The 23,141-nt window shown below is 43.7% G+C and carries 17 protein-coding genes and 1 pseudogene; 6 read left to right on the plus strand and 12 right to left on the minus strand.

Features of this window, described 5'->3' with window-relative positions; all coding sequences use genetic code 11:
- Positions 1 to 42: 42 nt before the first annotated feature.
- From mcrC to QME45_05255, 8 genes are read right to left on the minus strand one after another with little or no spacing between them, the layout of a single operon-like run.
- The gene (gene mcrC / locus QME45_05220; GenBank protein ID MDI6618063.1) at positions 43 to 1,077 is read right to left on the minus strand and encodes a 5-methylcytosine-specific restriction endonuclease system specificity protein McrC; all 1,035 of its coding nucleotides are present in this window, start codon (positions 1,075 to 1,077) and stop codon (positions 43 to 45) included.
- Positions 1,070 to 3,562 (minus strand): AAA family ATPase, encoded by a 2,493-nt coding sequence (locus tag QME45_05225; GenBank protein ID MDI6618064.1) that lies wholly within the window; start codon positions 3,560 to 3,562, stop codon positions 1,070 to 1,072. The genes mcrC and QME45_05225 overlap by 8 nt, the downstream gene beginning before the upstream one ends.
- A 43-nt stretch (positions 3,563 to 3,605) precedes the next feature.
- Positions 3,606 to 6,716 carry a DEAD/DEAH box helicase family protein gene (locus QME45_05230; GenBank protein MDI6618065.1) on the minus strand — a complete coding sequence of 1,037 codons (3,111 nt, stop codon included), beginning with the start codon at positions 6,714 to 6,716 and terminating at the stop codon, positions 3,606 to 3,608.
- Positions 6,713 to 7,726 (minus strand): virulence RhuM family protein, encoded by a 1,014-nt coding sequence (locus QME45_05235; GenBank protein MDI6618066.1) that lies wholly within the window; start codon positions 7,724 to 7,726, stop codon positions 6,713 to 6,715. The genes QME45_05230 and QME45_05235 overlap by 4 nt, the downstream gene beginning before the upstream one ends.
- Before the next feature lies 1 nt (position 7,727).
- Positions 7,728 to 9,686, minus strand: a complete 1,959-nt coding sequence (locus tag QME45_05240; protein ID MDI6618067.1) for a site-specific DNA-methyltransferase — start codon at positions 9,684 to 9,686, stop codon at positions 7,728 to 7,730.
- Positions 9,687 to 9,688: 2 nt separating this feature from the next.
- On the minus strand, positions 9,689 to 10,315 hold the full coding sequence (locus QME45_05245) for a DUF4391 domain-containing protein (protein MDI6618068.1): 627 nt from the start codon (positions 10,313 to 10,315) through the stop codon (positions 9,689 to 9,691).
- Positions 10,309 to 13,542, minus strand: coding sequence for a helicase-related protein (locus QME45_05250; protein ID MDI6618069.1), 3,234 nt, complete (start codon positions 13,540 to 13,542; stop codon positions 10,309 to 10,311). The genes QME45_05245 and QME45_05250 overlap by 7 nt, the downstream gene beginning before the upstream one ends.
- A 53-nt stretch (positions 13,543 to 13,595) precedes the next feature.
- Positions 13,596 to 13,808, minus strand: a complete 213-nt coding sequence (locus QME45_05255) for a helix-turn-helix transcriptional regulator (protein MDI6618070.1) — start codon at positions 13,806 to 13,808, stop codon at positions 13,596 to 13,598.
- Between the two features lie 1,083 nt (positions 13,809 to 14,891).
- On the opposite strand from QME45_05255, the gene QME45_05260 reads away from it, so the two are divergent.
- The 5 genes and pseudogenes from QME45_05260 to QME45_05280 all read left to right on the plus strand — a co-directional run bounded on the left by QME45_05260 (position 14,892) and on the right by QME45_05280 (position 18,630).
- The gene (locus tag QME45_05260; GenBank protein MDI6618071.1) at positions 14,892 to 15,164 is read left to right on the plus strand and encodes a hypothetical protein; all 273 of its coding nucleotides are present in this window, start codon (positions 14,892 to 14,894) and stop codon (positions 15,162 to 15,164) included.
- 71 nt (positions 15,165 to 15,235) lie between these two features.
- Positions 15,236 to 16,273 carry a hypothetical protein gene (locus QME45_05265; GenBank protein MDI6618072.1) on the plus strand — a complete coding sequence of 346 codons (1,038 nt, stop codon included), beginning with the start codon at positions 15,236 to 15,238 and terminating at the stop codon, positions 16,271 to 16,273.
- Between the two features lie 344 nt (positions 16,274 to 16,617).
- Complete coding sequence (locus QME45_05270; protein ID MDI6618073.1) at positions 16,618 to 16,797, plus strand: hypothetical protein; 180 nt, start codon at positions 16,618 to 16,620, stop codon at positions 16,795 to 16,797.
- A gap of 65 nt (positions 16,798 to 16,862) precedes the next feature.
- Positions 16,863 to 18,473, plus strand: coding sequence for a recombinase family protein (locus tag QME45_05275; GenBank protein ID MDI6618074.1), 1,611 nt, complete (start codon positions 16,863 to 16,865; stop codon positions 18,471 to 18,473).
- Positions 18,460 to 18,630, plus strand: a pseudogene (locus QME45_05280) (sporulation transcriptional regulator SpoIIID). The gene QME45_05275 and the pseudogene QME45_05280 overlap by 14 nt, the downstream one beginning before the upstream one ends.
- Before the next feature lie 39 nt (positions 18,631 to 18,669).
- Here the strand turns inward: QME45_05280 and QME45_05285 are convergent.
- Complete coding sequence (locus QME45_05285; protein MDI6618075.1) at positions 18,670 to 18,933, minus strand: YkuS family protein; 264 nt, start codon at positions 18,931 to 18,933, stop codon at positions 18,670 to 18,672.
- A 175-nt stretch (positions 18,934 to 19,108) separates the two neighbouring features.
- Between QME45_05285 and QME45_05290 the strand changes: the two genes are divergently transcribed.
- Positions 19,109 to 19,993 (plus strand): DMT family transporter, encoded by an 885-nt coding sequence (locus tag QME45_05290; protein MDI6618076.1) that lies wholly within the window; start codon positions 19,109 to 19,111, stop codon positions 19,991 to 19,993.
- On the opposite strand, the gene QME45_05295 is transcribed toward QME45_05290, so the two are convergent.
- The 3 genes from QME45_05295 to QME45_05305 are packed head-to-tail and all read right to left on the minus strand — an operon-like array spanning position 19,962 to position 22,886.
- A complete protein-coding gene (locus tag QME45_05295; GenBank protein ID MDI6618077.1) occupies positions 19,962 to 21,608 on the minus strand; it encodes a nucleoside kinase in 1,647 nt (548 codons plus the stop codon). The two genes, QME45_05290 and QME45_05295, sit on opposite strands and share 32 nt — an antisense overlap.
- On the minus strand, positions 21,589 to 21,744 hold the full coding sequence (locus QME45_05300) for a hypothetical protein (GenBank protein MDI6618078.1): 156 nt from the start codon (positions 21,742 to 21,744) through the stop codon (positions 21,589 to 21,591). The genes QME45_05295 and QME45_05300 overlap by 20 nt, the downstream gene beginning before the upstream one ends.
- A gap of 59 nt (positions 21,745 to 21,803) precedes the next feature.
- Positions 21,804 to 22,886, minus strand: coding sequence for a VIT1/CCC1 transporter family protein (locus tag QME45_05305; GenBank protein ID MDI6618079.1), 1,083 nt, complete (start codon positions 22,884 to 22,886; stop codon positions 21,804 to 21,806).
- Positions 22,887 to 23,141 lie beyond the last annotated feature (255 nt).

Below are 23,141 nucleotides of genomic sequence, written 5' to 3' on the forward strand. Positions count from 1 at the left end.
CCAAGGTTTGGTAATATTGAAGTAAAAATTGTTACATGAGTTCTATAATAACAGCCTTTCCGCTATAGAGTTCAATTGCTGGGCTATATTGGAAAAGTCAGTGTTTAAGTCCAGGGTTTTGACACTTATGCGGTTGCCACCAATAATATAATCGCTGTCCGGCACGATTTCTTCATCGGTTTTTGCATAAAGCAAAAGGCCGCTTACATTGCCGGAATTGGCGGCATCCATGTTCTTTACATAGGTAAAAATCTGGTACATGTTGTGAGAATGGAGCGTCCGGCTGTTGTAAAAGCTGTTTGTCTGCATCGTGTGCGCATAATATTTGGTGTCTATAATGAGGGTTTTACCCTTGTACCGGAGAGTGATGTCTGATTTCATAACCGGCAAATACTCGATTTCCCCTCCATCGACATCCCAGTCAATATGGGCAGCCGAGGCGTTGAATTGCGGGTAATGTCTGCGGTAATACTCCAGCACAAATTTTTCGTAAAGCCTGTGCATGCGTTGGTCGTCCACATAGCATGCCAGTTTCCGGGAACCGTCCTGCTCGGTCATGAGCATGCCTTCGATAACCAGATAGCAGATATTCAGCAGCATCTTGTAAGTTGCGTTATTCCGGTGGTATCTGATACCCGACCACTGAATCCTGCGGGGGTCAATCACATCAACGCCGCTAAAATAAAGCATTGCTTTCTTTAATGCCTTCTTATGCTGCACAGACACTTCGGGAGAGCGAATCAAAAGCATTGCGGTAGTTTTGAGGATTTTATTCATATAAGCGTTTTCTGTAAACTCATCATAATCACAGACCAATTGCTTTTTGAGCATGGAGTTTTGCCTTACAGAGGCGGAGACATTGATTTTCCCGGCAGGTAAACTAATGGCTTCTGTTTTGCCGACATACTCCCTGCTCAAGCCCCTTTTGATTTGGCTGGCAATGCCTTTGGCGAGAATCGCCGCAAATAAATCGGAGGCATATTCGAATTCCTCGGTTGCCACCTTTTTATAGCCGTCTTCATTTAAAACCTGAAATGCGTAAGCAAGCATGTAGTAAATGTTCTGAATTCTAATCATCTAAGGCACCACACAGTTTTTTTGTCCACTGCTCGATTTTGGATGGCTCATCAAACCAATATTCGCTCAAAAGGGGCAGCAGCTCGTATTTAATAACAGCTTCCAGCCATTCATCGGTTATTTCCTCATTTGTACACAAGTAACTGTGGCCGATTCTGAAACCGCTGCCAAGGGATTCATCCTTGCTGATGAATTCATTCAAAGCCTTAATTCGCTCAACAAGGGCATTAAACTTGGGATTGTTTGCTTCAAGCATGATTGATTTAAACCCTTCGGAGTCAAAAGCAGGCTCAAGTTCAAAGAAAGCAAACCTTCTTCTAAGAGCATAATCGATTATGGCAAGGCTGCGGTCTGCGGTATTCATCATGCCGATAATATAAACATTTTTGGGAACGGAAAATAACTCGTTGGAATAGAGCAGGCGCAGTTTTTCGCCGCGCTTTTCTTTTTCTATCAGCATCAGCAGCTCGCCAAAAATTTTGCTTACATTTCCGCGATTGATCTCGTCAATGATAAAGAAATAATCCCGTTCATCGTCATCCTGGGCAGCTTTGCAAAACTGGTAAAAAGGCCCGGGTGTAAGTTCAAATCCGTCTTTTGACGGGCGGAAGCCCATAATAAAATCTTCATAGCTGTAACTCTGATGGAATTGAACCATCATAACCCGGCTTGTGTCTTTTTGCCCCATCATGGAAAAAGCCAGTCTTTTGGCGGCAAAAGTCTTGCCGACACCGGGCGCGCCTTGCAAAATGATGTTTTTCTTAGTTTTCAGTAGGTTCACCAATGTATTGTAACGTTCGGCATCCATGAAAACTTCACTGAGGAAGTCATCTTCGGTGTAAGGCTCATACACGATTTCTTTTTCTTCGATAACATCTGCGGAGTCGTCATCAATAAAGAGAGCTTCCAATTTATGTACGTAATCGGTGTAGGGAGTAATGTCGGTAAGGGTTTTCATGACGGCTTGTCCGGGATGTTCCCACTCCCCGTTATGGGTCCATTTGATTTTACGAATATGTTTATACTCATCGCGCCCGGCATCAAAAATATAGTCAGATTCAACTATACCGCGGCCAATAACTTTACGCATGCCTTTTTTGGCATAAACAATGTCGCCGGCTTGAATTTCATTGGCAAACTGCCATGTGGCAAGAGCCGAGTTCATATATGAATATTCCGCACCGTATAGTTCCTTCATTTTGGTTTTCATGGCATCCTTGCTGGGATATTGTTTCAGGTCGCCCATTTCGTCCCAACCGATGCCCATGATTCCCTGGGAGTAAAATTCCTCCCATTTGGAAGAATTGTTGCCGGGAGCATAAATCCAGTATCTCTTCTCGTTCGTATTACGCTCATTTATTAAAGCATCTTCAACATTCTCGCGGCGTTCTTTTAGAATGTCCACCCACTTTAAGAATATTTCACTGGCGATTTCATCGGTCATAGGCGCAGTAAGGCCTTTTTCGGTAAGAGACCAAATACCTCTGGCAGAGTTATCTATGTATCCCTCATAAACCAGGTAGTTCCTTGCAAAGGCGACCTCGTTATCAAATTTTTTAACTGCCGTTTTGCCGTGCGTTTCATTAATAATTTCATCTGGCAGATTTAAGTCGAATATAATCTGGTTACGAGCTTGTTCCGGGGTTGCAGAACCGCCAAGTTCTCTTAAAGCATTAATAAGGGGGGCAAACCATTTGAGAAAGCTGGCAGTAGATATTTTATTATTCTGATCCTCGGAAGTTGATGCCATCCATGCTCGATGTGATAGCTCAGGAAAACTGTGATGTGGGCTGTCGCTTTTTTCAAAGATATCTTTGCAGGCAGCAATCAGTTCCAAATATGTTTTAGCGCTTGGAAGCTGCTTTAAATTAGATATCTTTACAATATATGTAAAATAAGGATTGCCGTCTTGCAACAAATAGCTTCTGTTCCGTTCATCAAGGTTTAGATAGGAAAACGGACGTATCCAGTACAGTCCAATAGTCAAATTCCACTTGATGCCGAGCTGCTTTCTTACCTTGTCATAACAGGATATAAATGCTGCCTTGGAGACTTCTGATGGATTATCCGCATAGTTTATTCCGGCTTCAAAAACGTCCCAAAGGTTGGAAATGTCATCTTCCTTGCGTTCGACTTTATATCCAAAAAACCAGGCCTTCATGTTGTTTAATACCGGAATGCCGTCAAATTCTGTCGGTACTGCAGCTTTAACGCCAAGTAAGCTGCCAATGCCATCCATCAGCTTAATGCGGTTTTCATTTGTTATTCCTTTATTGAAGCAGCCAAATACGGTAAACGGGCAAATATCGTCAATAGGTTGGCCGTTTTCCGTAAAAGGATAGCGCAAGCCTAAATTGTCAAAGACGCCTTTGATCAGCTTAAGAAGCTTCGGACGGTTGTTTTTGTATGGCAATAACTTATCGGCAAACTCCATATAAAATGAAGTCCAGGCAAATGAATTTTTCGGTTGAATATTTGTCTCCATTATCTTCGCACCTCGGTTATATCAGATTTAAGGCAAGCCGTATTCACAGCTTGCCCATAATGTTCAGCAGGCTTTGGTAGCTGTCCACATCGTGGTACTTGACCTTGCTTGTGGACAGCTGGTTGAAAAGCTTCCTGGCGCATTTTATTTTGGCCTGCTCGATAGGCCTCAGGTTCAGGCTTTCCATTGTTCCTTTTGTCTCGGCTATGAAATAAATGTGTTTTACCGTACCTTCATAAAAGGCAATAGCCCAGTCCGGCGAGTAGTTGCCCACCGGAGTTGGAATGGCAAAGCCTTTCGGAAGCTTGGCATAGACACAGACTTCGTCAGCTTTGTCCATATCTTCCGCAAAGCGGCGTTCGACGCTCTTTTCAGCGGTTCCGTCTGTAAATACATAATCCTGAATGTTTTTCTTGGCCCGGAATGCTTTTGTAAAATCACTAGCTCCCTTTTCAGCGGTGAAAATGCTGCTGTCATACTGCTTTTCAATCTGGTCATAAGAAATATGCTCGACAATCATAGTGGCCTTTTGTTCTTTTATTAAGCGGATTGCTTTGGCAATGAACTCTTCAGGATTCTGCTTAAAGCAGGCAAATACCGGCTTTTCAATACCTGCCAGTATGGCTGCCACTGTGCGGCGGGTAAGGGTGGTGCCTTCGGCAATTTTGCCTATCAAGTCGTATTTTATCTGGCTTGTTGCAGCGTGCTTCAGGGTTTCCGTCCTGGCATTTTCCCGGACGAAGCTGTTGCCGAGGGCAATGGCGTTCCCGTCCAGCTCGTCTGTCTGCCTGCCGCTTGTAACCGTGTATTGAAGCTGGGAAACGTACATGTTTTCATTGATATGTTTGATGGCTTTTTCTATCAGTTCCCGGCTGTCAAACTCGACTGTGTAGGCATACTGATGGTTAATATAATTCCAGAGGGTTTGAAATTCCTTTTTGTAGAAATTCTCGTTAAGGGCGTTTTCCGGAATTTTGGTCTTGTTGCCGTTTTCTATCATCCTACTCAGTACGCTTTCATCAAACACGCTCTGGATCAACGCATGCACGCCCTCGCCAAAAGGCGCAAGAGATTCAGGCAGCGGAGCCAGGCGGTTGTTTTCGAGATCGGTCCGATATGCTTCCGTTATACCATCGTTGTTATCAATATAATCGTTTTTAATGAGATAACGGTAGATGTCCCTGGCCTCTTGCATATTAAGCACAATCGGTTTCTCTCCGACCATAACGGTCTTGCCTGTAAAATATTCCACCGTTGCTTTTGTAGGCCGTTCGTACAAGGCCTCTTTAATACCGGTCTGCAAATCGGCGACAAAGTTTTTATAGCCTTCGCTGGCGATAACCGTGAGCATGTTGATGGAATGAACGGAATCGCCGCACTTTTCCACGTCCATCCGTTCTCCCCTTTGGTTTACACACAGGCGCAGGCCGCGGCCCACTTCCTGGCGCTTTTGGGTGGGGCTGGTACCTCCATGCTTCAAAGTGCAGATCTGAAAGACATTGGGGTTGTCCCAGCCTTCCCGCAGGGCTGAGTGGGAAAAGATAAAACGCACCGGTTCCTCAAAGCTTAGGAGGCGTTCTTTATCTTTAAGAATCAAGTCATAGGCGGATATGTCGTCGCTTTCATCACTTCCCCGTTTGGTAGGACTGTCTACCTTGCGGCCGTGCTTGTCAATGCTGAAATACCCCGCGTGGGTTTTGGCTGGATCAATGCTTTTCAGGTAACGGATGTAAGGCGTATCTTCCAGAGTAATGTAATCGTTCAGCACGTTTATATACTCCTGCTCGAACATTTCCCCGTATTCGGAGTTGACTTCTTCCCCTGCTTCGTTATACTTACGGTACTTGGCCACTTCGTCTATGAAGAACAGGGAAAGGGTCTTGATGCCCAGTTCAAACAGGTGTTTTTCCTTTTCAAAATGCGAAATAATGGTCTCCCGGATTTGGATCCGGCGCATGTCCTTTTCTGAAACATCACCGATAACCTCTCCCCGGGACAATACCACACCGTTGGTAAAGGTTACAGTACCGCGTATGGGGTCAATATCGCTGATAACGTACCCCTTATACTGTTCCATTTCGTTGGATTCAACATAAAGGTCGTCGCCCACACCGAGGATGCGCGCTTCGCGCTTGATATTGACAGATTTTTTGTGTTCAATCTCCAGCTCGATTTTGGCCATCGGCGGCTTCTTGGGCGAGATGATGATATTCTCAAGGAACAAATACCTGTCGGTCCCTCTGAGATTCTTGACTTCAAATCCTTTGACCTCGATTTTCTTTACCAGCCGTTTATTGTAAGCATCCACCGCATCCAGGACATAGACCAGGTTATGGTGCTGGACATGGGTGGCCGAGTAGTTCAGGCAGAACAGGGGATTAAAATTAGCCAGTGCTTTCTGGGTCTTGTCTCCGCCCATTTTCTGTGGCTCATCCAGGATGAGGATGGGGCGGTTGGCCTTTATGACGTCAATAGGCCTGCGACTGCCAAATTCATCCAGTTTTTCATAAATGCGGCGTGCTTCCTTGCTCCTGGCATCCTCTTTCAAGGAAGTATTAAAAGCCTGGATATTGATAATCATGACATTTATCCCGCTGCTGGCGCTGAAGTTGTCCAGTTCGGCCAAATTTTGGCTGTTGTAAATGAAAAAGCGGGCTTTCTTGCCGTAATGTTCCATAAAGTGGTCCTGGGTAATTTGAAAAGTCTTATATACCCCTTCACGGATGGCAATGGAAGGAACCACCACAATAAACTTGCTCCAGCCGTAACGCTTATTCAGTTCAAAAATGGTCTTTATGTAGACATAGGTTTTGCCTGTGCCGGTTTCCATTTCCACATCCAGACTGCAGGCCCCCAGGTGGTTGACCAGACTGTCTGACTGCTTAATGTTGTTGCGGGCCTGCATGTTGCGGATGTTTTGCAGAAGCTGCCCGGGGGTCAGAACAAGCCGGGCGTTTTCGAAGCCGATGGCGGCTCCATCTTCCGGAGATTCAGGCTCGTTGAACATGGATATTTGGGCGTGCTGCGGCTTTTTTCTAATGTCCAAGTCGCGTACATAGCTGACACGGTCTGAAAAGGGCTGCCCTGCAAATATATTTACGACGCTGTTAACGGCGTCGGTTTGGTATTGCTGTATTTTAAATTGGAATTTCATGATTTTTTCTCCTGCGCAATTGATTTTACATGATTTTCAAGCTGTTTGACATCGGTTGATGCAAGCATTTTGCGGTGAGCATCAAATTTTTCATATTCATTCTCCGCCAGTTGTTTTGCAATCTCTGCAGATACTGTTCCATAGTTGTCCAATACTTCCCGGCCGGTAAATCGCAAAAATGAGTCCAGTTTTTCTTCCCAATCCGCCATGTGCATTGGGATATGACGTTTCGCCTGATCTTCCGCATAGTCAAGATACATGGTTACAATACGATTGAGTTCTGAAATTTCATCCTTGGTAAGATAGTTTTTGGCAATAGAGACGTCACTTTTGCGAACTACAGCCCCTTTGAATGAGGTCAAACCCATATTCGGCTTGCTTGCGTCCGCGCGTGAGGCAATTAATTCCGCAGCCGTATGGCCGTGAACGCTGTAGTGCATCTTATTTTGCACGTTGGCAAAAAAGCGTATGGCTGCCTCGCTTTTGGGATCATAATCCACTGAGGTTGCGTAAATCTCTTTGACCTTTTCATAGAAACGCTTTTCAGACGCGCGGATGTCCCTTATGCGCTCAAGCAGCTCGTCAAAATAGTCGGTTCCAAAAGGCTGCGGGTTTTTCAGCCGCTCGTCGTTCATCGCAAAGCCTTTCTTGCTGTATTCCGTCAAGATGCCCGACGCCCAGTTGCGGAAATGGATGCCGACATGCGAACGGACACGATAACCAATAGCAAGGATCATTTGTAAATTATAATGCTTTACAAGCCTTTCTATTTGTCTGCCGCCTTCATTTTGAACTTGTAAGAATTCCTTACAAGTTGATTCTTCCATCAATTCACCATCTGAATAAATATTTTTAATGTGCATGGTAATGTTTTGCGGTGACGTTTGATAGAGCCTTGCAAGATTTTTTTGTGAAAGCCAGATATCGCCATTTTCAAAATAGACGTCAATTTTCGTATCGCCTTTCTCATTCTGATAAATTAGAATTTTACCAAGTTCTTGTTCTCTCATCTTATAACACCTTCCTTACCGTTGACGGGCTGTAGGTTTCAAAAATCTGCTCAAAATTGGTGGCGACGCTGTCGCTGGCCATGCCGCTGTCGCGGAAAACAGCATAATAGGGCTGTCTTTTGGCAATTTCCTTGACCACCTCGTCGGTGACGTCATTATCAAAGCAGGCCATCAGGTAGCCTTCTGCCACATTAAACACCTTTTTGCCGCCGATAACAGTTTCTTCGATTTTGCTGGACAAAAGCACGCCCAAATCCAGCATAACCTGGAAGAGCAGGTCCTCCGGAGTACGGTCGGGCTTTATGTTGTCCGTAAGAGCTGAAAGCAAATCCTGCGTGTATTCGTCCGGCCTGTAGTAAACATCCTGCATGTTGCTGGAAGCCACCTTCAGGACGCGGAAGCCGATATCCAGTTTGCCTGCTGCCTCGGGATGCTTCTCCAGGATCTTTTTGCCTGCCCGGCGGATGCGTTCCTTGCCAATTTCGCAAATGTTATGGTAGCCAGCCTTGTGAGCTTCGGAGTTTTCGGGTGTTTTCTCGGGGAACTGCACCATGATGAATTTGCGGTTGCCGCCGTCTTCAGCGTTAAGCTGCATGACCGCATGGGCGGTGGTGGCAGAGCCGGAGAAGAAGTCGAGGATGATATCAGATTCTTTTGTATGGAGTAAAATAGCTTGTTTAATAAATTCTAAAGGTTTCGGATTCTCGAATACTAATCTGCCAAATGTGCTCTTTATCCATCTTGTATCAACTGAGTTATCAAAATACCAAAAATTATCTGGTACCGAAACATCATCGCTGTTAAGATAATCTTTCAACCCAGGAGGAGTTGTGTCATCTCCATACCAAATCAATCCCTCTGCCTGCAATCTAAGAAGTTCCTGTTGTGATTTACCCCATCCCCTTTTCGGTATTACACACGGTTTACCAGTATTAGGGTTAATTATAGTAAAATCTTTGTGTCCTCCTTCTCTAGATAAATCAGCATCTTTAAACACACCGTTTTCATCGACTTTATTCCACCTGCTTAAATGTGCATATTTAGGTCGTGTATACATTTCCTTAATTTCTTGTTCAATTTCTTGTAAAGAAAGTCCCTTTGCTTTTAATTGCTTAAACTTATTGTTTATATCCGCTGCAGCCTTTTTAGGAACTCGCCAAACGGTATTTCTTAACATTTCTCTATTTTTAGCGTAAATTAGCATGTACTCAGTAGTTACCCCAATAAGTTTTGATTGGTTTTTCATTGAATTGTTTTTATGAATGATTTGCGCAATAAAATTTGAAATACCAAATACCTCTAAACATATTTTCCTTAAGTTTTCCAACTCATTATCATCAATACTTATAAAAATAACCCCGTCATCACTCAACAAATCCTTTGCCAGCTTCAGCCTCGGATACATCATATTCAGCCAGTCCGTATGAAAACGCCCGTTGCTTTCTAAGTTTGGGACAAGGCGGTTACCGTCCTCGTCATATTGTCCACTGTTAGCCAGATATTCTTCAGTACTTTGTGCAAAGTCGTCCTCATAAATAAAATCCTTACCGGTATTGTACGGCGGGTCGATGTAAATCATCTTCACTTTCCCCAGGTAGGTTTCTTGCAAAAGCTTCAGCACGTCGAGGTTGTCGCCCTCTATGTACAGGTTTTCCGTCGTGTCAAAATCCACGCTCTCCTCCCGGCAGGGGCGCAGGGTTTTGGCGATGGGGGCGTTGGCCAGCAAAATGGACTTCTTCTTATCCGGCCAGGTGAACTGGTAGCGCTCCTCCGGGCCCTCCACTATTATATTTGACAGCTCCTGCCGCAGCACATCGAAATCAATGGCGTGCTCGATGATGGGCGTGCCATCTTCACGATAGCCTTTGATGACCTCAGTCAAGGTATTGGGAAAGAGTTCGGCAATCTTTTTGATATTTTCATCCACTTTGTTTACAGAGTGCATTTTCAGTCTGTCCATGCTCATTCACCTTTTTCCTCGGCTAATTTTTTCTTCAAACCCTGGAGGCGGGTAAACAGTTCAAAACGTTTTTTAGGCTGCTTTTCGCTGCGGGATAAGCGTTCCAGTTTGTCAATCTCTTTTTGCAGTTTCAGGATGGTATCCTGCTTCTTTAATTTTTCATCAACAGTAAGGCTATCGCAGGAGGGAATAATATTTTCCTGCAGGGCAATCTGCTCAATGAACCCTTCCCATATGCTGTCCAGATTTAGTCCCCTGGCTTCCAGCTTAAGGTCTGTAAGCGGTGTCCAGTCTGTTTTATAAAGCTTGCCGTAATAAAGCGCGAGCTGTCCCTGCTCCTGAAATTTTAGCAGGAAGAGCAGCTTATGGGCGTTTTGCCGGGCTATGTTTTCCACCAGCCGGTAGTCCAGCTCCTGCTTTTTCAATTCAATGGAGAGTACAAGAATTTCAGTAGTCTCTCCTTTCTTTTCGAGGTTTAAAGTATCCGGCGACAGCTTGTACTCTAAGACTATGCGTTTTATGTCGGATACGAATTTTTCTCTAAGTTCGCTGCTTAAGCTCAGGTGCTTATAAAATGCCTCCTTGGGCATGTTCCGCCCGACCAATGCTTTACCGGGAAAATTCAGCATCCTATCACCACCATGAAGCAGATCAGTTCAAAGTCGTCAAGACCGGAGATGTTTCCGGTCAGGAAGGTGGTTTCACCATTCCCAAAAAAGCTGTCTATATCCCTTTCTTCTTTAACGGTGATGATTGATGCCACTGCCTGCCGGAGCAGCTGGGATACGCGATCCATCTTCCTGCCGTCGTTGGTTTCCCGGTTGAAAATATGGCAGGCCTCCATATCGGGTTTTGTTTTGCCCCGGGAGAGATGGCGCATGATATCCAGGGTGGCTTTTGGCTCCAAATGGTTGCAGATGACCTCCCCGTCATCCCCAATGTATACCATGTAAAAAGGGTGAAGGCGGTTTTGGTTTTCGATGTTTATGGCTTTATTTACGTTCTTCAGGATAAAAATTACTCCGGGCTTTTCTCCCCGTATCACTGCGTGAATGCCATAGGGAGTCCGATCTAAATCCGGATGTTCCTTGACATAAGCCAGCAAGTCCATCCTGAAATCATTCAGCCCCAGGTCCATAATGGAAATGCCTGTGGTCATGTCCTCAAGGTCAACCACTTCATTCTGCAGTTTTTCCAGCTGTGCCCGGCGATAGGCCAGGTCGCCGTTTTCGTCCTGGTTGATGTAGTCATCGTCGCCTGTGGCGGTCATGACGGAAATCCGCATCCGCGCTTCCACCCGTTCTTTCAGGTTTATGTAGTCGTCCAGCGCCAAATCCGGCCAAAAGTTGACAAGCTGAATCACCTTGTTTTTGCTGCCAATGCGGTCAATACGGCCGAAACGCTGGATAATGCGCACCGGGTTCCAGTGGATGTCGTAGTTGATGCACCAGTCGCAGTCCTGCAGGTTCTGTCCTTCGGAGATGCAGTCGGTGGCAATCAGGATATCAATATTGTTGTGATTGTTCGGCATTACCAGGTCCTTCTCCTTGGAAATTGGAGAAAAACAGGTCAAAATTGTATTCATATCGGCAGGGAATTTGGGTATGGTGGTTCTTCCCTCAATTGATCCTGTAATCAGGGCGCAGTCCAGTCCGAATTTGTTCTTTACAAAAGGGCTGACATTTTCATACAGGTACTCCGCCGTATCGGCAAAGGCCGTAAAGATAATGATTTTTTTATTATCCGGATTAATGGGGTTTGTGACTTTCTTCTCGATAACCCGCAAAAGCTCATTCAGTTTATAGTCATACTCCGGAGTAATATCTTCAATCATCAAAATCAAAAGTTCCAAAACTTCCAGATCGGCAGACAAATCCCGCTGCCAGGAGAGATAATCCATATCGCGCAAATCGATTTTAAATTTCCTGCCCACGTTGATCATATCGATATTTTGATCATCAAGATCAAGTTCACCAAAATCATGAATATCCGGCACGATAACTTCCACACCGGACCTAAAGCTTTCGATGAGCTCTAGGGTGTTATGTATTTGTTCGTAAATGCGTTTTACAGTGAGCTTAAAAGAATGCACCGAGCTTTCCATTCTCTTAAGCAGGTTGATGCTCATTAAGCGGCGGATGCCTTCCTCACGCCCTTTCTGCGAAAGCTGCCTACTGTGTTCTGAATCCAAATCGATATATTTGCCAAGCCTGCTGGGGAGGATATAGTTGGTCGGCGTATAGATGGACAAATTAAGCTGCATGAGCTGTTCATAAATCTGCTCATAGTTGATGGCATTGTTCAGCGTGGTCAGTTTGGGGCGCAAGGAAAGCGGTTTGTTGCGCTCCGGGAAACTGCCGATTTCGGATATGTCATAGTAGCGCTGAATGTGTTTGCGTGAACGAGCAATGGTCACGCTGTCCAAAACTTCAAAGAAGTCAAAATCCAGCTGCTTGAGCAGAGAAGCCGTCGTACGGGATTCAGGCGGGAGCTTGCTCCAGGCGTTATATACCTTTTGAGCCTGCCGGAAAATAGTATCGATATCTGTTTTGGTGTTCAGCTTTTCATTGATTAACTCTGACTTTCCCTCGTATGCTAAGGCCAGTTGGTTGCGCAGGTCATAAAAACGGTTATTCACCGGGGTGGCGGAGAGCATTAAAACCTTTGTCTTTACGCCGGGGCGGATGACTTTATTGAGTAGTCTGAGATAGCGGTTTTCTTTTTCCCCGTACTCGCCTGTTACGGCGCCGCCGTTGCGGAAATTATGGGATTCATCGATAACGACTAGGTCATAGTTACCCCAGTTGATGCGGTCGAGGGGCAAGCCAATAACAGAATCCCCTCTGTCTCGGGACAAATCGGTATGGAAAAGAACATCGTAACGCAGGCGGTCTTTAGCCAGCGGGTTGTTGATTAAATTGCCACGGTAGGTCAACCAGTTGTCCTTTAGCTTTTTAGGGCAAAGAACAAGGACATTTTTGTTCCTGTTCTCATAGTACTTGATTACGGCAAGGGCCGTGAATGTTTTGCCTAAGCCCACACTGTCCGCCAGGATGCAGCCGTTGTATTGCTCCAGTTTATTAATGATTGCCAGGGCGGCGTCTTTCTGAAAGCTGTACAGTTTGTTCCAGATAACGCTGTTTTTGAAACCAGTTGCTTCATTGGGCAGCACATCTTCGGAAATATCCTCAAGGAATTCGCTGAAAATATTATATAAGGTCATAAAATAGATAAGCTCGGCGGGGTTTTCCTGGTAAACAGCCGATATGGATTCGATTACTTCTTCGGTTACATCCTGAAGGCAGCTTTCATCGTTCCAGATGCTGTCGAACAGGCGGATATATTCACTGCTGAAGGGAGCCTCAAATTTATTCACCATATTATAGATGTTGTTGCCGCGCTCGCAGCCAATATCAACGGTTGTAAACCCATTGATCGGCAGGTAAGTCAGCTGCTGGTCATTTGTCTGGATGTTAAGAAATCCGCTCATCCCGGAATTGGTGGAATTTGATTTGAAGGTTACCTTTTGGCGAATCCAATCTGCACATTCCCGGGCAATAGCTTTTTGAGTAAGTTCGTTCCTTAGCTTTATTTCAAATTCTGTCCCATAAAGGCTGCGTTCCCTATATAATCGTGGAATGTAAAATTCCCGCTTCTCTTTTGGCGATTTTTCGGCGACGAATGTGGGGGATGTAAAGATAAACCGCATGGAATCAATTTTTTGCAGCTGAGCTTTCAATTCCTTATATGCATATATTGAAAAACAGGCAGCCGCAATAGAAATCCGGCTTCCCGGCATGATAACCTGTGTTAAGTCGTCCTTGACAATTTTCGTTATATTATTGAATACTTCCACAAAAACACCCCCGCCTGAGATCATTCAAAAGTATTGTCTATATAACCGTACAGTTAATAATCTTCGTCATTTGTAATTTCCATAATATCTGAAATATCACATTTTAAAGCTTTGCAAATCTTCACAAGCACATCCGTTGTTACATTTTCATTTTTACCCAATTTAGCTATGGACGTTTGGCTGATTCCGGCTGCTGCACGCAAATCCTTTTTCTTCATATCTTTATCAATCAACAGCTTCCAAAGCTTTTTGCAACTGACGGCCATGCCGCAATGCCTCGCGCGTTTCTATTAGATTCCATTAATAATCTTAACACAGAAGTAAGCTGTTCTCAATAAAAAATCTGAAAAAGCAGAGAAATTCTCCGAAATGCAAACATCTAAAGCAGATTATTTGAGACAATATATGGAATCATTAAATTTTGCCTGCGCTCAGAAATTTTGATATAAGGTAAAAGTGAATTCGGCAAATACGTCGGAATAGACTGCTGAAGTTAATTTTATGTTGAATTATATGTTTTGAAGGAAATGTGAGTTTCAATTATACATCTCCCGAGAAAATGTGATTTCAAAGTTAATCTTGGTAGCTGGTAGGCGTAAAAAGGCTTACCGGCTTTTATTATGGATATTTGGGCTTCTTCAGGATTGTCAATAGTTTTTGATAATGAAGTTAATTTCTAAAGCCTGGCCGAGGCTTGTTTATAGAGGTATCGCCTTATGGTGCTGTGAGTGTATTTGGTTTATTTGGTGTTTTTAGAGGGCACCCAAGGGGCTAGTTGATAAGATATAGTCTTTTTTGGCATTGGGAATTTCACTTAACCACGGGGAAACCAGAGGCTCCCAGAGGGCTGGTTATGTAGGAATAGGACTGGCTGATGATAGGAGTTTGGGAGTTGTGTTATATTTTGGAGGGCTGTCTTCTTGCTAGTTAAAAAATTGCTGTGCTGCCGGAATTGAATATATCCTTATGTGCTCAGTTGACTTTTCATCATATTTTAAGGCCTGAGGGTTCAGACGGTATTGCCAGGTTAAAATGCCTTTTCTGATTTTATGCGGCAGGCATCAAAAATTCTGTATGGTTAGCCTCATTTTTAAGAGTTTCTTCCTTAATAAATACCTGGTAAAGAAAATACCAGTAATTTTACTGATTTAAGATGAGCGAAAGGGCAAAAAAGTTTGCCAAACGGTGGTTCCCGGCGAAAATAAAAATATTGATGAGCAAATGAGAAAAGAATTTAAGAAAAATTTTGTAATAATTTAGGGAGTGTCAAAGGGGAAGACTGTTGAATGGTCAAGTAGGCTTTTTTGCTCAAATATTTAAAAATATGCTTGAATACGGGGGTTTTAATTATGGGGATGCTTTTGGCAATGACGCGGCAGGTTTATATGGATCTCATGGATGCCAACGATAACTTATACGAAAGGCCCATAGGCTATACAGGCAGAAGGGGGCTTGAAAAACGGCGGGTTGACTTTCTGAAGAAGTATATCTGCTTTGTCATGACCGGAAGGATGGTGTCCGATACGACCAAGATTTATATTCGTTCTGCCGGATCATCAGTGGCCGAGGCCTTTAGACTGTATAACGAGGGCCTGCCGCCGGATTTGCCAGACTTTGTTTGAACTTGTTGAGAATTAACACTGCATAGTGCTATACTCATATAATATAGAATATTTTGGTAGGAGCATTAAGTATGAGTATAGCTGCGGATGATCGGAATACCATCATTGAAAATTATATGATTCTTCGCGCCGTGCTTGGCGAGACAGGTCTTTTTGCTCAATTAACCAAGGAATACCCTTATGTTGAACGGTTGTTTTCACTGGTACTGGATGAGAAATTGAACCTGCCCTTTCAACATATGACTAAGGAGCAGAAGATTGATGCCTGGCAAAACTGGAGCAATACCATTTTAGCCGAATGCTTAACCAGTGAAAGGATGCTGGAGATTTGGTCTGCCTGGGCCGATAAACATGAGCAGATAGGCTTTTCCCATGAACAGCGGCTGCGGCTGCAAAAGACAGGAAAAGCAAAGGATGATAAAGAGCTAAAAAAGCTGGACAGTGAAGAAAAGTATACTGTTATATATACGCTTGTTCACTTTGCGGAGCTGAGCGGGATAAATATAAACATCTTAAATGGTATCGAGCCTCTTAGTTTGGGTGTAACAGTCGATAAGAATTTTATTGACGGAGATTTAAAAACCATAGCTACAGTAAACCTGCGCAATGATTTTAGGGAACATACGAATGAGAGGATTAGGAAGAGCAAAGAAAATGAGCAGGAAGTGCAAATTGAAAAAAGAGGCAGGCTCCCTTACGGCGTAAAATATAAAATGATACTCGAAAATCCGCTGGGCATAGATTTTGCCAAATTGAAAAAGGCAATTTCTTCTGAATTGAAGGAACCTGTAAAAGGCATTGGCAAGATTATAGAGGAAGCATACAGTTTAAACGGGATTGTCAAAATAATTTGCATAAATCATGAAAACCTGTATGTGGACACATCGAGATATTACGTTCCGGATTCATGGAAACCGCTAATAATGACTTACAATGTGTTGACGGCCGATAACAGCTATATATGCAGAAAGGGTCTTAAGTATCTCAATATTAAGATTGACATGCCCAACAGCGTCGAATCGGTGATTAAGGATATTGAAAAACGGGATTTGGGCTACCTCCGGCCAGTGACCATGACAGTTAAAAAACCGGCCAAGAGCAAGCCATAGGCATTCGAGAGCAGCTTTTATAAAGATAGAGAAATTTTTTTTAAATTCTCAAAGAAAATCATTCAGCAGACAGGCGGTGAAAAACAATTCATCGTCTGTTTTTTCATGCCTGACATGGCGGAATCGGATTCAAGACGTCCCTATAAACCCACTCGAAATGAAAACAGACAATCCCTGATAGCATAGACTTACAAGCTTGAATAAACCTCTTTGCGGGCAGAGAAGATGGAGAAAAAGCAATGAAAGGGAACGAAAAAGCTCGAAGCCTGTTAAGTTTATCAGGGAATAAAACCACTTTGCCATTAATATACATTAAACAGAGAGACAAGGTTGGGGGTGGGGAGATGGGACAAGCGCAATTGAATACTGCTGGCAAAAGCCTTGATCCTGCCATCCTGGAAATGATATTAGAGGCCCTGTCCTTTGGGGTTGCAAGGAGCATTATAAATTCAGCAGTCGAAGCCATCAGTCAGACCGTTGTTACCGAACAGGCCGATGAGAATTTGGATGACTCATTGACTTGATGAGACGCACTCCGTTATAATTCACCACCTGAGTGCGGACAAACGTAACAGAAAGGATGATGGAGATGAAGGCTGCTGCCTATATCAGAGTCAGTACAGATAAAGAAGAACAGCAAAGCTCCCTGGAAAACCAGCGGGAGTTTTTTGAGAGGTACATACCCAGTAGAGGGGATGAGCTGGTAGCCATCTACTGCGACAAGGGCAAGTCGGCTACAAAAATGCAAAACAGGAAAGATCTGCAGCGTTTGCGCAAAGCGGCCAAACGGGGCGAATTCCAGAAGCTGTATGTCAAGGACATCAGCAGGCTTTTCCGAAACACTCTTGACTTTATTACCGTTACCAGGGAGCTGAATTCCTACGGGGTTTGCCTGCACCTTGTCAATATGGGCGAGGGCAAGGACATTGATAATTTTACCTTGAACCTGATGGCCATGCTTGCGGAGAATGAGTCCCAGCGCATCTCCGAGAAGGTTAAGTTTGGCAAGCAGTTAGGCAAAGAAAAAGGACGGGTGCCCAATTTTGTTTTTGGCTATGACAGGATCGACAGATATACCCTTGTACCTAATCCTGAAGAAAGCGAATGGGTCAGGAAAATATTTGATCTCTACACAGAAGAAAAATGGGGCATGGCAAGAATTGCGTCATACTTGTATCAGAACAGGGTAAAAACCAAAAAGCTGAAGGACGGAAAGCCCAACTATAATTGGTCGCAGAATACTGTCGGCAAAATCCTGAAAAACGAAATTTATATCGGCCGCGTAATCAACGGGAAGCAGAGCAGCATTGACATATTTACAAATAAAAGGGCCAATAACCCTGAAAGCGAATGGTACATTGTAGAAAGGCCGGAATTCCGCATTATTTCAGACGAGCAGTTCTACAAGGCGCAGGAGCAAATGAAGCTGAACGCCGAGGCTTATGAGGGTACGTTTACCCGGAGAAGCGACAAGCACCTGTTTTCCAATTTGATTAAGTGTGGGTCATGCGGTTTTTCCTACCGGCGCTACCAAAGGAGGCACTCGCAAAACGGGCCCTTATATGTCTGGTGGACCTGCTCCAAAAGAAGCGCCTATGGGAAAAACCGCTGTGAGTCTGAGTACGTCAGGGTAAATGAAGATTGGCTCAAAGACGGTTTGGACAGGCTCTTCAATTATCTTATAAAGGATAAGGCCGCCTTCTTTGAAGCTGTGGAGCGCAAATGCAATGCCCTGGTTAAAGAATATATCAGGGAAAGCGAAGGCTATGACCTTGACGAGGCCAGGGAACAGCTTGAGGAACTGCAGGCTAAGCGCGAGCGTATTAAGAGGCTGGCGGTGGACGGGCTGATTACCATGGAGGAAGCAAAGCAAGACATGCTGCCCATCAACGCTGAAATAGAAAGGCTTTCCTTCAAGCTAAACAGCACGGACAAAACCAGGGAGCTTAACAGGCAGATCAGGAACAGCCTGAAAAAGTTTATGGAGGCCTTTGATCATTTTAAATTTACAGAAAGCATAGACAATACCGACTTGAAGAAAATCATCAAGGAAATCCGGGTTATGTCCGAAGAAGAAATCTATGTGTACTTCAACATCAATGAGGACTTGGAAGGGTTGAGCTTCCCCATCCTTCTTTCCGGTACATTCTTAATGCCGCCTGAAGCTAAAACCGACACCAATACTAAATACAATACATAAGGACGTAACTGAGAGACTGGAGTCGATAAATCCATTGATATATGAAGATGTAAAAAAGGTATTGGAAAAAAATAAAGCAGAAAGACACATACGGGGAGGAAGGGCAACCCACATGAAATATAAGGCAGAAAGGGAAGAGGAGGTCAGTCTACCATGAGGTAGACTATTTTTTTATTCATTAAAACATAAGCCGGGCCTATACCCGGCGCTTTAAATCCTCCAGTCTTTTATATACATCCTCTGCCGTCAAACCTCTTGCCTGTATCACAGGAGCCTGAGTCCTTATGTCTTCCATGCCCATGGTGTTGCTGTCAAGCCCCGTGGCGACTATAGCGTCATACTGAACATTGGATATAGATTCCGGTGAGTTGTCAGATATGTCTATGACCTCATATCCTTTTTGAGAGAGATAATTTTTTACATCGGTCAGTGAGCTCTCTACAGCCACTCGCTTTGCCATGTTTTCACCTCCATGATTTTCATAGTAGATATTATCTCCATTTTAAGTTATGCTATGAGCAATATTTAGCCAAAAGCCGGGATGTTATTGACATGTATAGAGGGCTTATTTTATAGGATTTGTCATAATTCTATGATATAATGGTCGCATAGTAAAAAATGGTGGGTGAGAGATTATGGAGGATTCTAAAAGAGGTCTGCTGCTTACGATCATAGGCACTTTCTTTTTCGGTACTAGTGCCATTTTTACCCGTCTGGCTGTTGGAGTACCGGCTGTGGAGATTGCGTCCTTAAGGCTTTTTGCCGGCTCGTTTTTCATATACATTGCGGCAAAGTTTACCGGTATTCATATGTTGCTAAAGAAAGAAGAATATCCAAAGTTCCTTATCTATGGTCTTATAACAGCTTTTCATTTTTATTTTTACAATCAGTCACTGTTTTATACTACCATAGCCCATTCATTGAGCTTGGTTTATCTGTCCCCAATATTTGTAACCATTTTGACTGCTCACATACTTAAAGAAAAACTGCCGGCATACAAGTATGCTGGCATAGTGGTTACGCTGATAGGTGTGGTAGTGCTGGCTGGATTTGAGCCCACCATAAACAGCAGGATGCTGCTGGGCGATTTCATGGCTGTGATCTCTGCTATATGCTATGCTCTTTATTCAGTTGCCGGCAGGAGAGAGAGAAATAATTATCCACTCTTGAAGTATGTATTCTGGGTATACCTGCTTGCAGCCATATTTTTGTTGCCTTTCTCTCTGGCAGGGTTTGTGGCTCCGGTAAAACCTATCCAGATAACATCAATAATACTTCTGGGGCTTATGCCCACAGCCCTGGGGCACACCCTGTATAACGCAGGGGTAAGATATGTACACCCCACATATGCCAACCTTATCTCCACCCAGGAGGTGACATTCGGGGTTATACTGGGGGTGCTGATCTTAAACGAGATGCCCGGTCTTAATTCAATAATTGGTATATTCATTATGTTTGCTGGCCTGGCCATGACCCTGGTTGACCTCCCTAATACACGTCGAAGCAGCTCCCGCCTATGAACTCCCTCAGAATGGAGTTATGTGGTATATAGGACTCATTGTAAGAGGGAAGGAAAAAGGATAGTAACTCTAAGAGTATGTAGGCTATGGAGTACTCAGGTTCTGTGTCAGGTACTGCCCTCAAGAGCGGCTCTGCATATCCCTTTAATATGGAGAACTCATAGAGAAGGGCGGAGTTAAACATTACGTCAGCCTCCTCCTGATATGGGAATATATTCTTTTCTTCTCCCTTTCTCACATCTCCCCACATACGGAGCGTTTCTAAAGCAGAGGTACCCCTGAACTGATAATCCCTTACTATCCTGCGTATTAGCCTGCTGTATGTAGTGGGTATCCTGTTAGTCTCATCAATGTTTATCTGAGTCAGTGCACTTATATATATCTTAAATTTCATGCTTTTGGGTATGGAGGACGTCAGCTTTTCGTTTAATCCGTGGATTCCCTCTATGATTATTGGTTGGTTTTCGTCGATTTTTATGGGGTCAGTAAATTTTCTTGTGCCGGACTTAAATGTAAAGACCGGTAGCCTCACCTCATTCCCCTGTATGAGTGATGTCATGGTCTCATTAAAAAGGTCAAGGTCAAGGGCCTCAATGGACTCAAAGTCATACTCTCCATTTGCATCCCTGGGGCATAATTCCCTCGGAAGGTAGAAGTTATCAAGAGATATGGGGAGCGGCCGCAGACCATTAACACGGAGCTGTATGCTGAGTCTTTTAGAAAATGATGTCTTTCCGGAGGATGAGGGCCCTGCTATACATATCAGCCTTGTGCCTTCGCTATTTTCCGATATCATGTCCGCTATTTCAGCTATCTTTTTCTCGTGGAGTGCCTCAGATATAAGGATAAGATCTTTGGCCTGGTCTGCCTCAATATACCTGTTGAGGGATGCCGCATAACCTATATCCAGTATTTTACCCCAATTTTCGGTTTCTTTGAATACCGCTGCCAGCTTTGGCAGGTCCTTAAATGGGGGAATTTTTTCAGGGTTATCCCTGTGGGGATAGAGGATTAAAAGGCCGGGCAGATAATACTTAAGTTTAAAGAGCTTCAGGTAGCCGGTGGATGGCACCAATGGGCCATAGAAACAGTCAATATGTCCATCAAGGGAGTAAACTTCAACAGATTTCTTGCCAGTATATCCAATTATGTTTGCTTTTTCCAGAGACCTATCTTCTAAAAACAGCTGCTTTGCCTCATCTATAGAGACTTTTTTGGAAATAAATGGGATATCCTTGTCTATGATTTCAGTCATCCTGGCCTCAAGCATTTTTACAATTGCCTCTGTCAGCTTGATATTGTTTATCTCACAGTAAAGCCCGTTGCCAAGGGAGTGCTCCACGGTGAGGATGGCTTTAGGATAGAGGTCTTTGACGGCCTTAGAAAGTACAAAGGAAAGACTCCTGGCATATATCCTCTCACCGGTTTCACTGGTGTGGTCGATAAAATCAATACTGCAGTCTGAATTAATCTTCTGATTTAGATTTACAAGTCTGTTGTTAACAGCAGCGGCTAATATCCGGTGGTAATTACTGCCAAAATATTCCTTCACAATGTCTATGATTTTGACGCTATCAGTATATTCATAATCATTTTCACCTATCTTTATATGCATTTTTTGCCTCCATAAAAATAATTCTCTTGATGTAATCCAACAGTTTTGATGCATTATTTAACTCATCAAAGCTTAATTTTTTCTTGCCATACCTTACCTTTTCATAATAGCCGGTAAATTTGTCTACGTCACTCATCACTTCAGGCCATTTATTTAATGCCTCCGTCTTCATGTCCTGTGAGGATAAAATCAATTTTACGCACTGACTCCAAATACGTTCTGTACAAGAAGACCAAATAGGTATGAAACTACTGCAGCACCAAGGCCGGATATTACCATCTCTGCAATCTTGCCTTTTATGTTGGGGTTGCCGGCGGTTATGGAAACTACGGTAGCCACAATTGCCAAGGCCAGGCCGGCTAAAAGCGCAGATAAAGCTAAGGCGGCAAAGGATGAGCCCATCAAGAAATAAGGCAGCACAGGGAATGCAACGCCGATGATGTAGGCCAGGCCGGTAAATACTGCAGACCTTAGCTCATTCTCATCGGACTCTTCGACCAATAGCCCTATCATTGAATCCTCGTTTTCACCTATCTTGTCGGTAACCTCTTTTCCCACATCCTCAGACATGCCGGATTCGACCAGCTTATTTATGAGTTCCCGCTTAGCCCTGTCCTTAGAAACACTGAAGAGCAGTTCCATCCTTTTCCTTATACCCTCATTTACCTGCCTCTGTGAACGAACGGAGATAAAGGTACCTATGGCCATGGAAAGGGCACCGGCCAGGCCGACAACAAGCCCGTTTATACCCACAAAAAGTGGGTTTGTTGGATAAACAGCAGATAAACCGGTTACAGCACCTAAGAGTTCAACTATGCCATCATTCATACCCATAATGAAATCCCTGATATTTCCTACAGGCATAGCCTTTTGTTGGCTTTCAAAAAAGCTCTCATGATCTATTTCATCCTCAATTATCTTTTTGAGACCCTCCCTTTCAGCATCAGACATGTTTACAGACTTCAAAAATTGATAATAGGACTCCGTACTGGTCGATTCTGTCATCTCAAGGAAGGATGTATAAAGTCTTGGGCCCAATATAGAACGAAAAAACTTAGACCAACTAAGGCTGAAGGAACTGACCCTCTCTGAAGGACTTTGCCCCCTATCCTTCAAGAATTTGTACCAGAACTTCACATGTTCTGCTTCTATCTGGTAAAGCTCACTGAACTTCTTTTTATTTTCTTCATCTTTTTCAATCTGCGATAGATAGGAATAGAGCTTTGCAGCATTAAACTCTTCTTTGTAAAACTCTAATGCCATTTTGATCTCATTCATAGCCTATGACTACACCTCCTTATGACAGTTTTACCATGAATTTGATCTTGAATCAAGCAAATTTAGCTTTTATAAATGCTAAAATAGAGCCAAATAAAGTACCAGTGACGACAAAAAAGCAATCTACATTAACTAAAAATTGATTCTGGTGTAAGAACCATGTTGAGAATGATATGCAACATTAAATGTAACCTTAAAGCGAGTCTATGATACTCTTGATAAGTGGCAAGTGCAGCCGGGGCATCTGGCATGGAC

It is taken from the genome of Clostridiales bacterium (genome assembly GCA_030016385.1).
Taxonomy (GTDB): domain Bacteria; phylum Bacillota; class Clostridia; order Clostridiales; family Oxobacteraceae; genus JASEJN01.

Coding starts and splice junctions, on each gene's coding strand:
- QME45_05225 (MDI6618064.1), bottom strand. CDS start 3,562: ATGGAGACAAATATTCAACCGAAAAATTCATTTGCCTGGACTTCATTT.
- QME45_05240 (MDI6618067.1), bottom strand. CDS start 9,686: ATGGACAGACTGAAAATGCACTCTGTAAACAAAGTGGATGAAAATATC.
- QME45_05265 (MDI6618072.1), top strand. CDS start 15,236: ATGAGTATAGCTGCGGATGATCGGAATACCATCATTGAAAATTATATG.
- mcrC (MDI6618063.1), bottom strand. CDS start 1,077: ATGATTAGAATTCAGAACATTTACTACATGCTTGCTTACGCATTTCAG.
- QME45_05300 (MDI6618078.1), bottom strand. CDS start 21,744: ATGAGTGACGTAGACAAATTTACCGGCTATTATGAAAAGGTAAGGTAT.
- QME45_05295 (MDI6618077.1), bottom strand. CDS start 21,608: ATGCATATAAAGATAGGTGAAAATGATTATGAATATACTGATAGCGTC.
- QME45_05245 (MDI6618068.1), bottom strand. CDS start 10,315: ATGCTGAATTTTCCCGGTAAAGCATTGGTCGGGCGGAACATGCCCAAG.
- QME45_05270 (MDI6618073.1), top strand. CDS start 16,618: ATGGGACAAGCGCAATTGAATACTGCTGGCAAAAGCCTTGATCCTGCC.
- QME45_05260 (MDI6618071.1), top strand. CDS start 14,892: ATGGGGATGCTTTTGGCAATGACGCGGCAGGTTTATATGGATCTCATG.
- QME45_05285 (MDI6618075.1), bottom strand. CDS start 18,933: ATGGCAAAGCGAGTGGCTGTAGAGAGCTCACTGACCGATGTAAAAAAT.
- QME45_05235 (MDI6618066.1), bottom strand. CDS start 7,726: ATGAGAGAACAAGAACTTGGTAAAATTCTAATTTATCAGAATGAGAAA.
- QME45_05230 (MDI6618065.1), bottom strand. CDS start 6,716: ATGAAATTCCAATTTAAAATACAGCAATACCAAACCGACGCCGTTAAC.
- QME45_05305 (MDI6618079.1), bottom strand. CDS start 22,886: ATGAATGAGATCAAAATGGCATTAGAGTTTTACAAAGAAGAGTTTAAT.
- QME45_05275 (MDI6618074.1), top strand. CDS start 16,863: ATGAAGGCTGCTGCCTATATCAGAGTCAGTACAGATAAAGAAGAACAG.
- QME45_05255 (MDI6618070.1), bottom strand. CDS start 13,808: ATGGCCGTCAGTTGCAAAAAGCTTTGGAAGCTGTTGATTGATAAAGAT.
- QME45_05290 (MDI6618076.1), top strand. CDS start 19,109: ATGGAGGATTCTAAAAGAGGTCTGCTGCTTACGATCATAGGCACTTTC.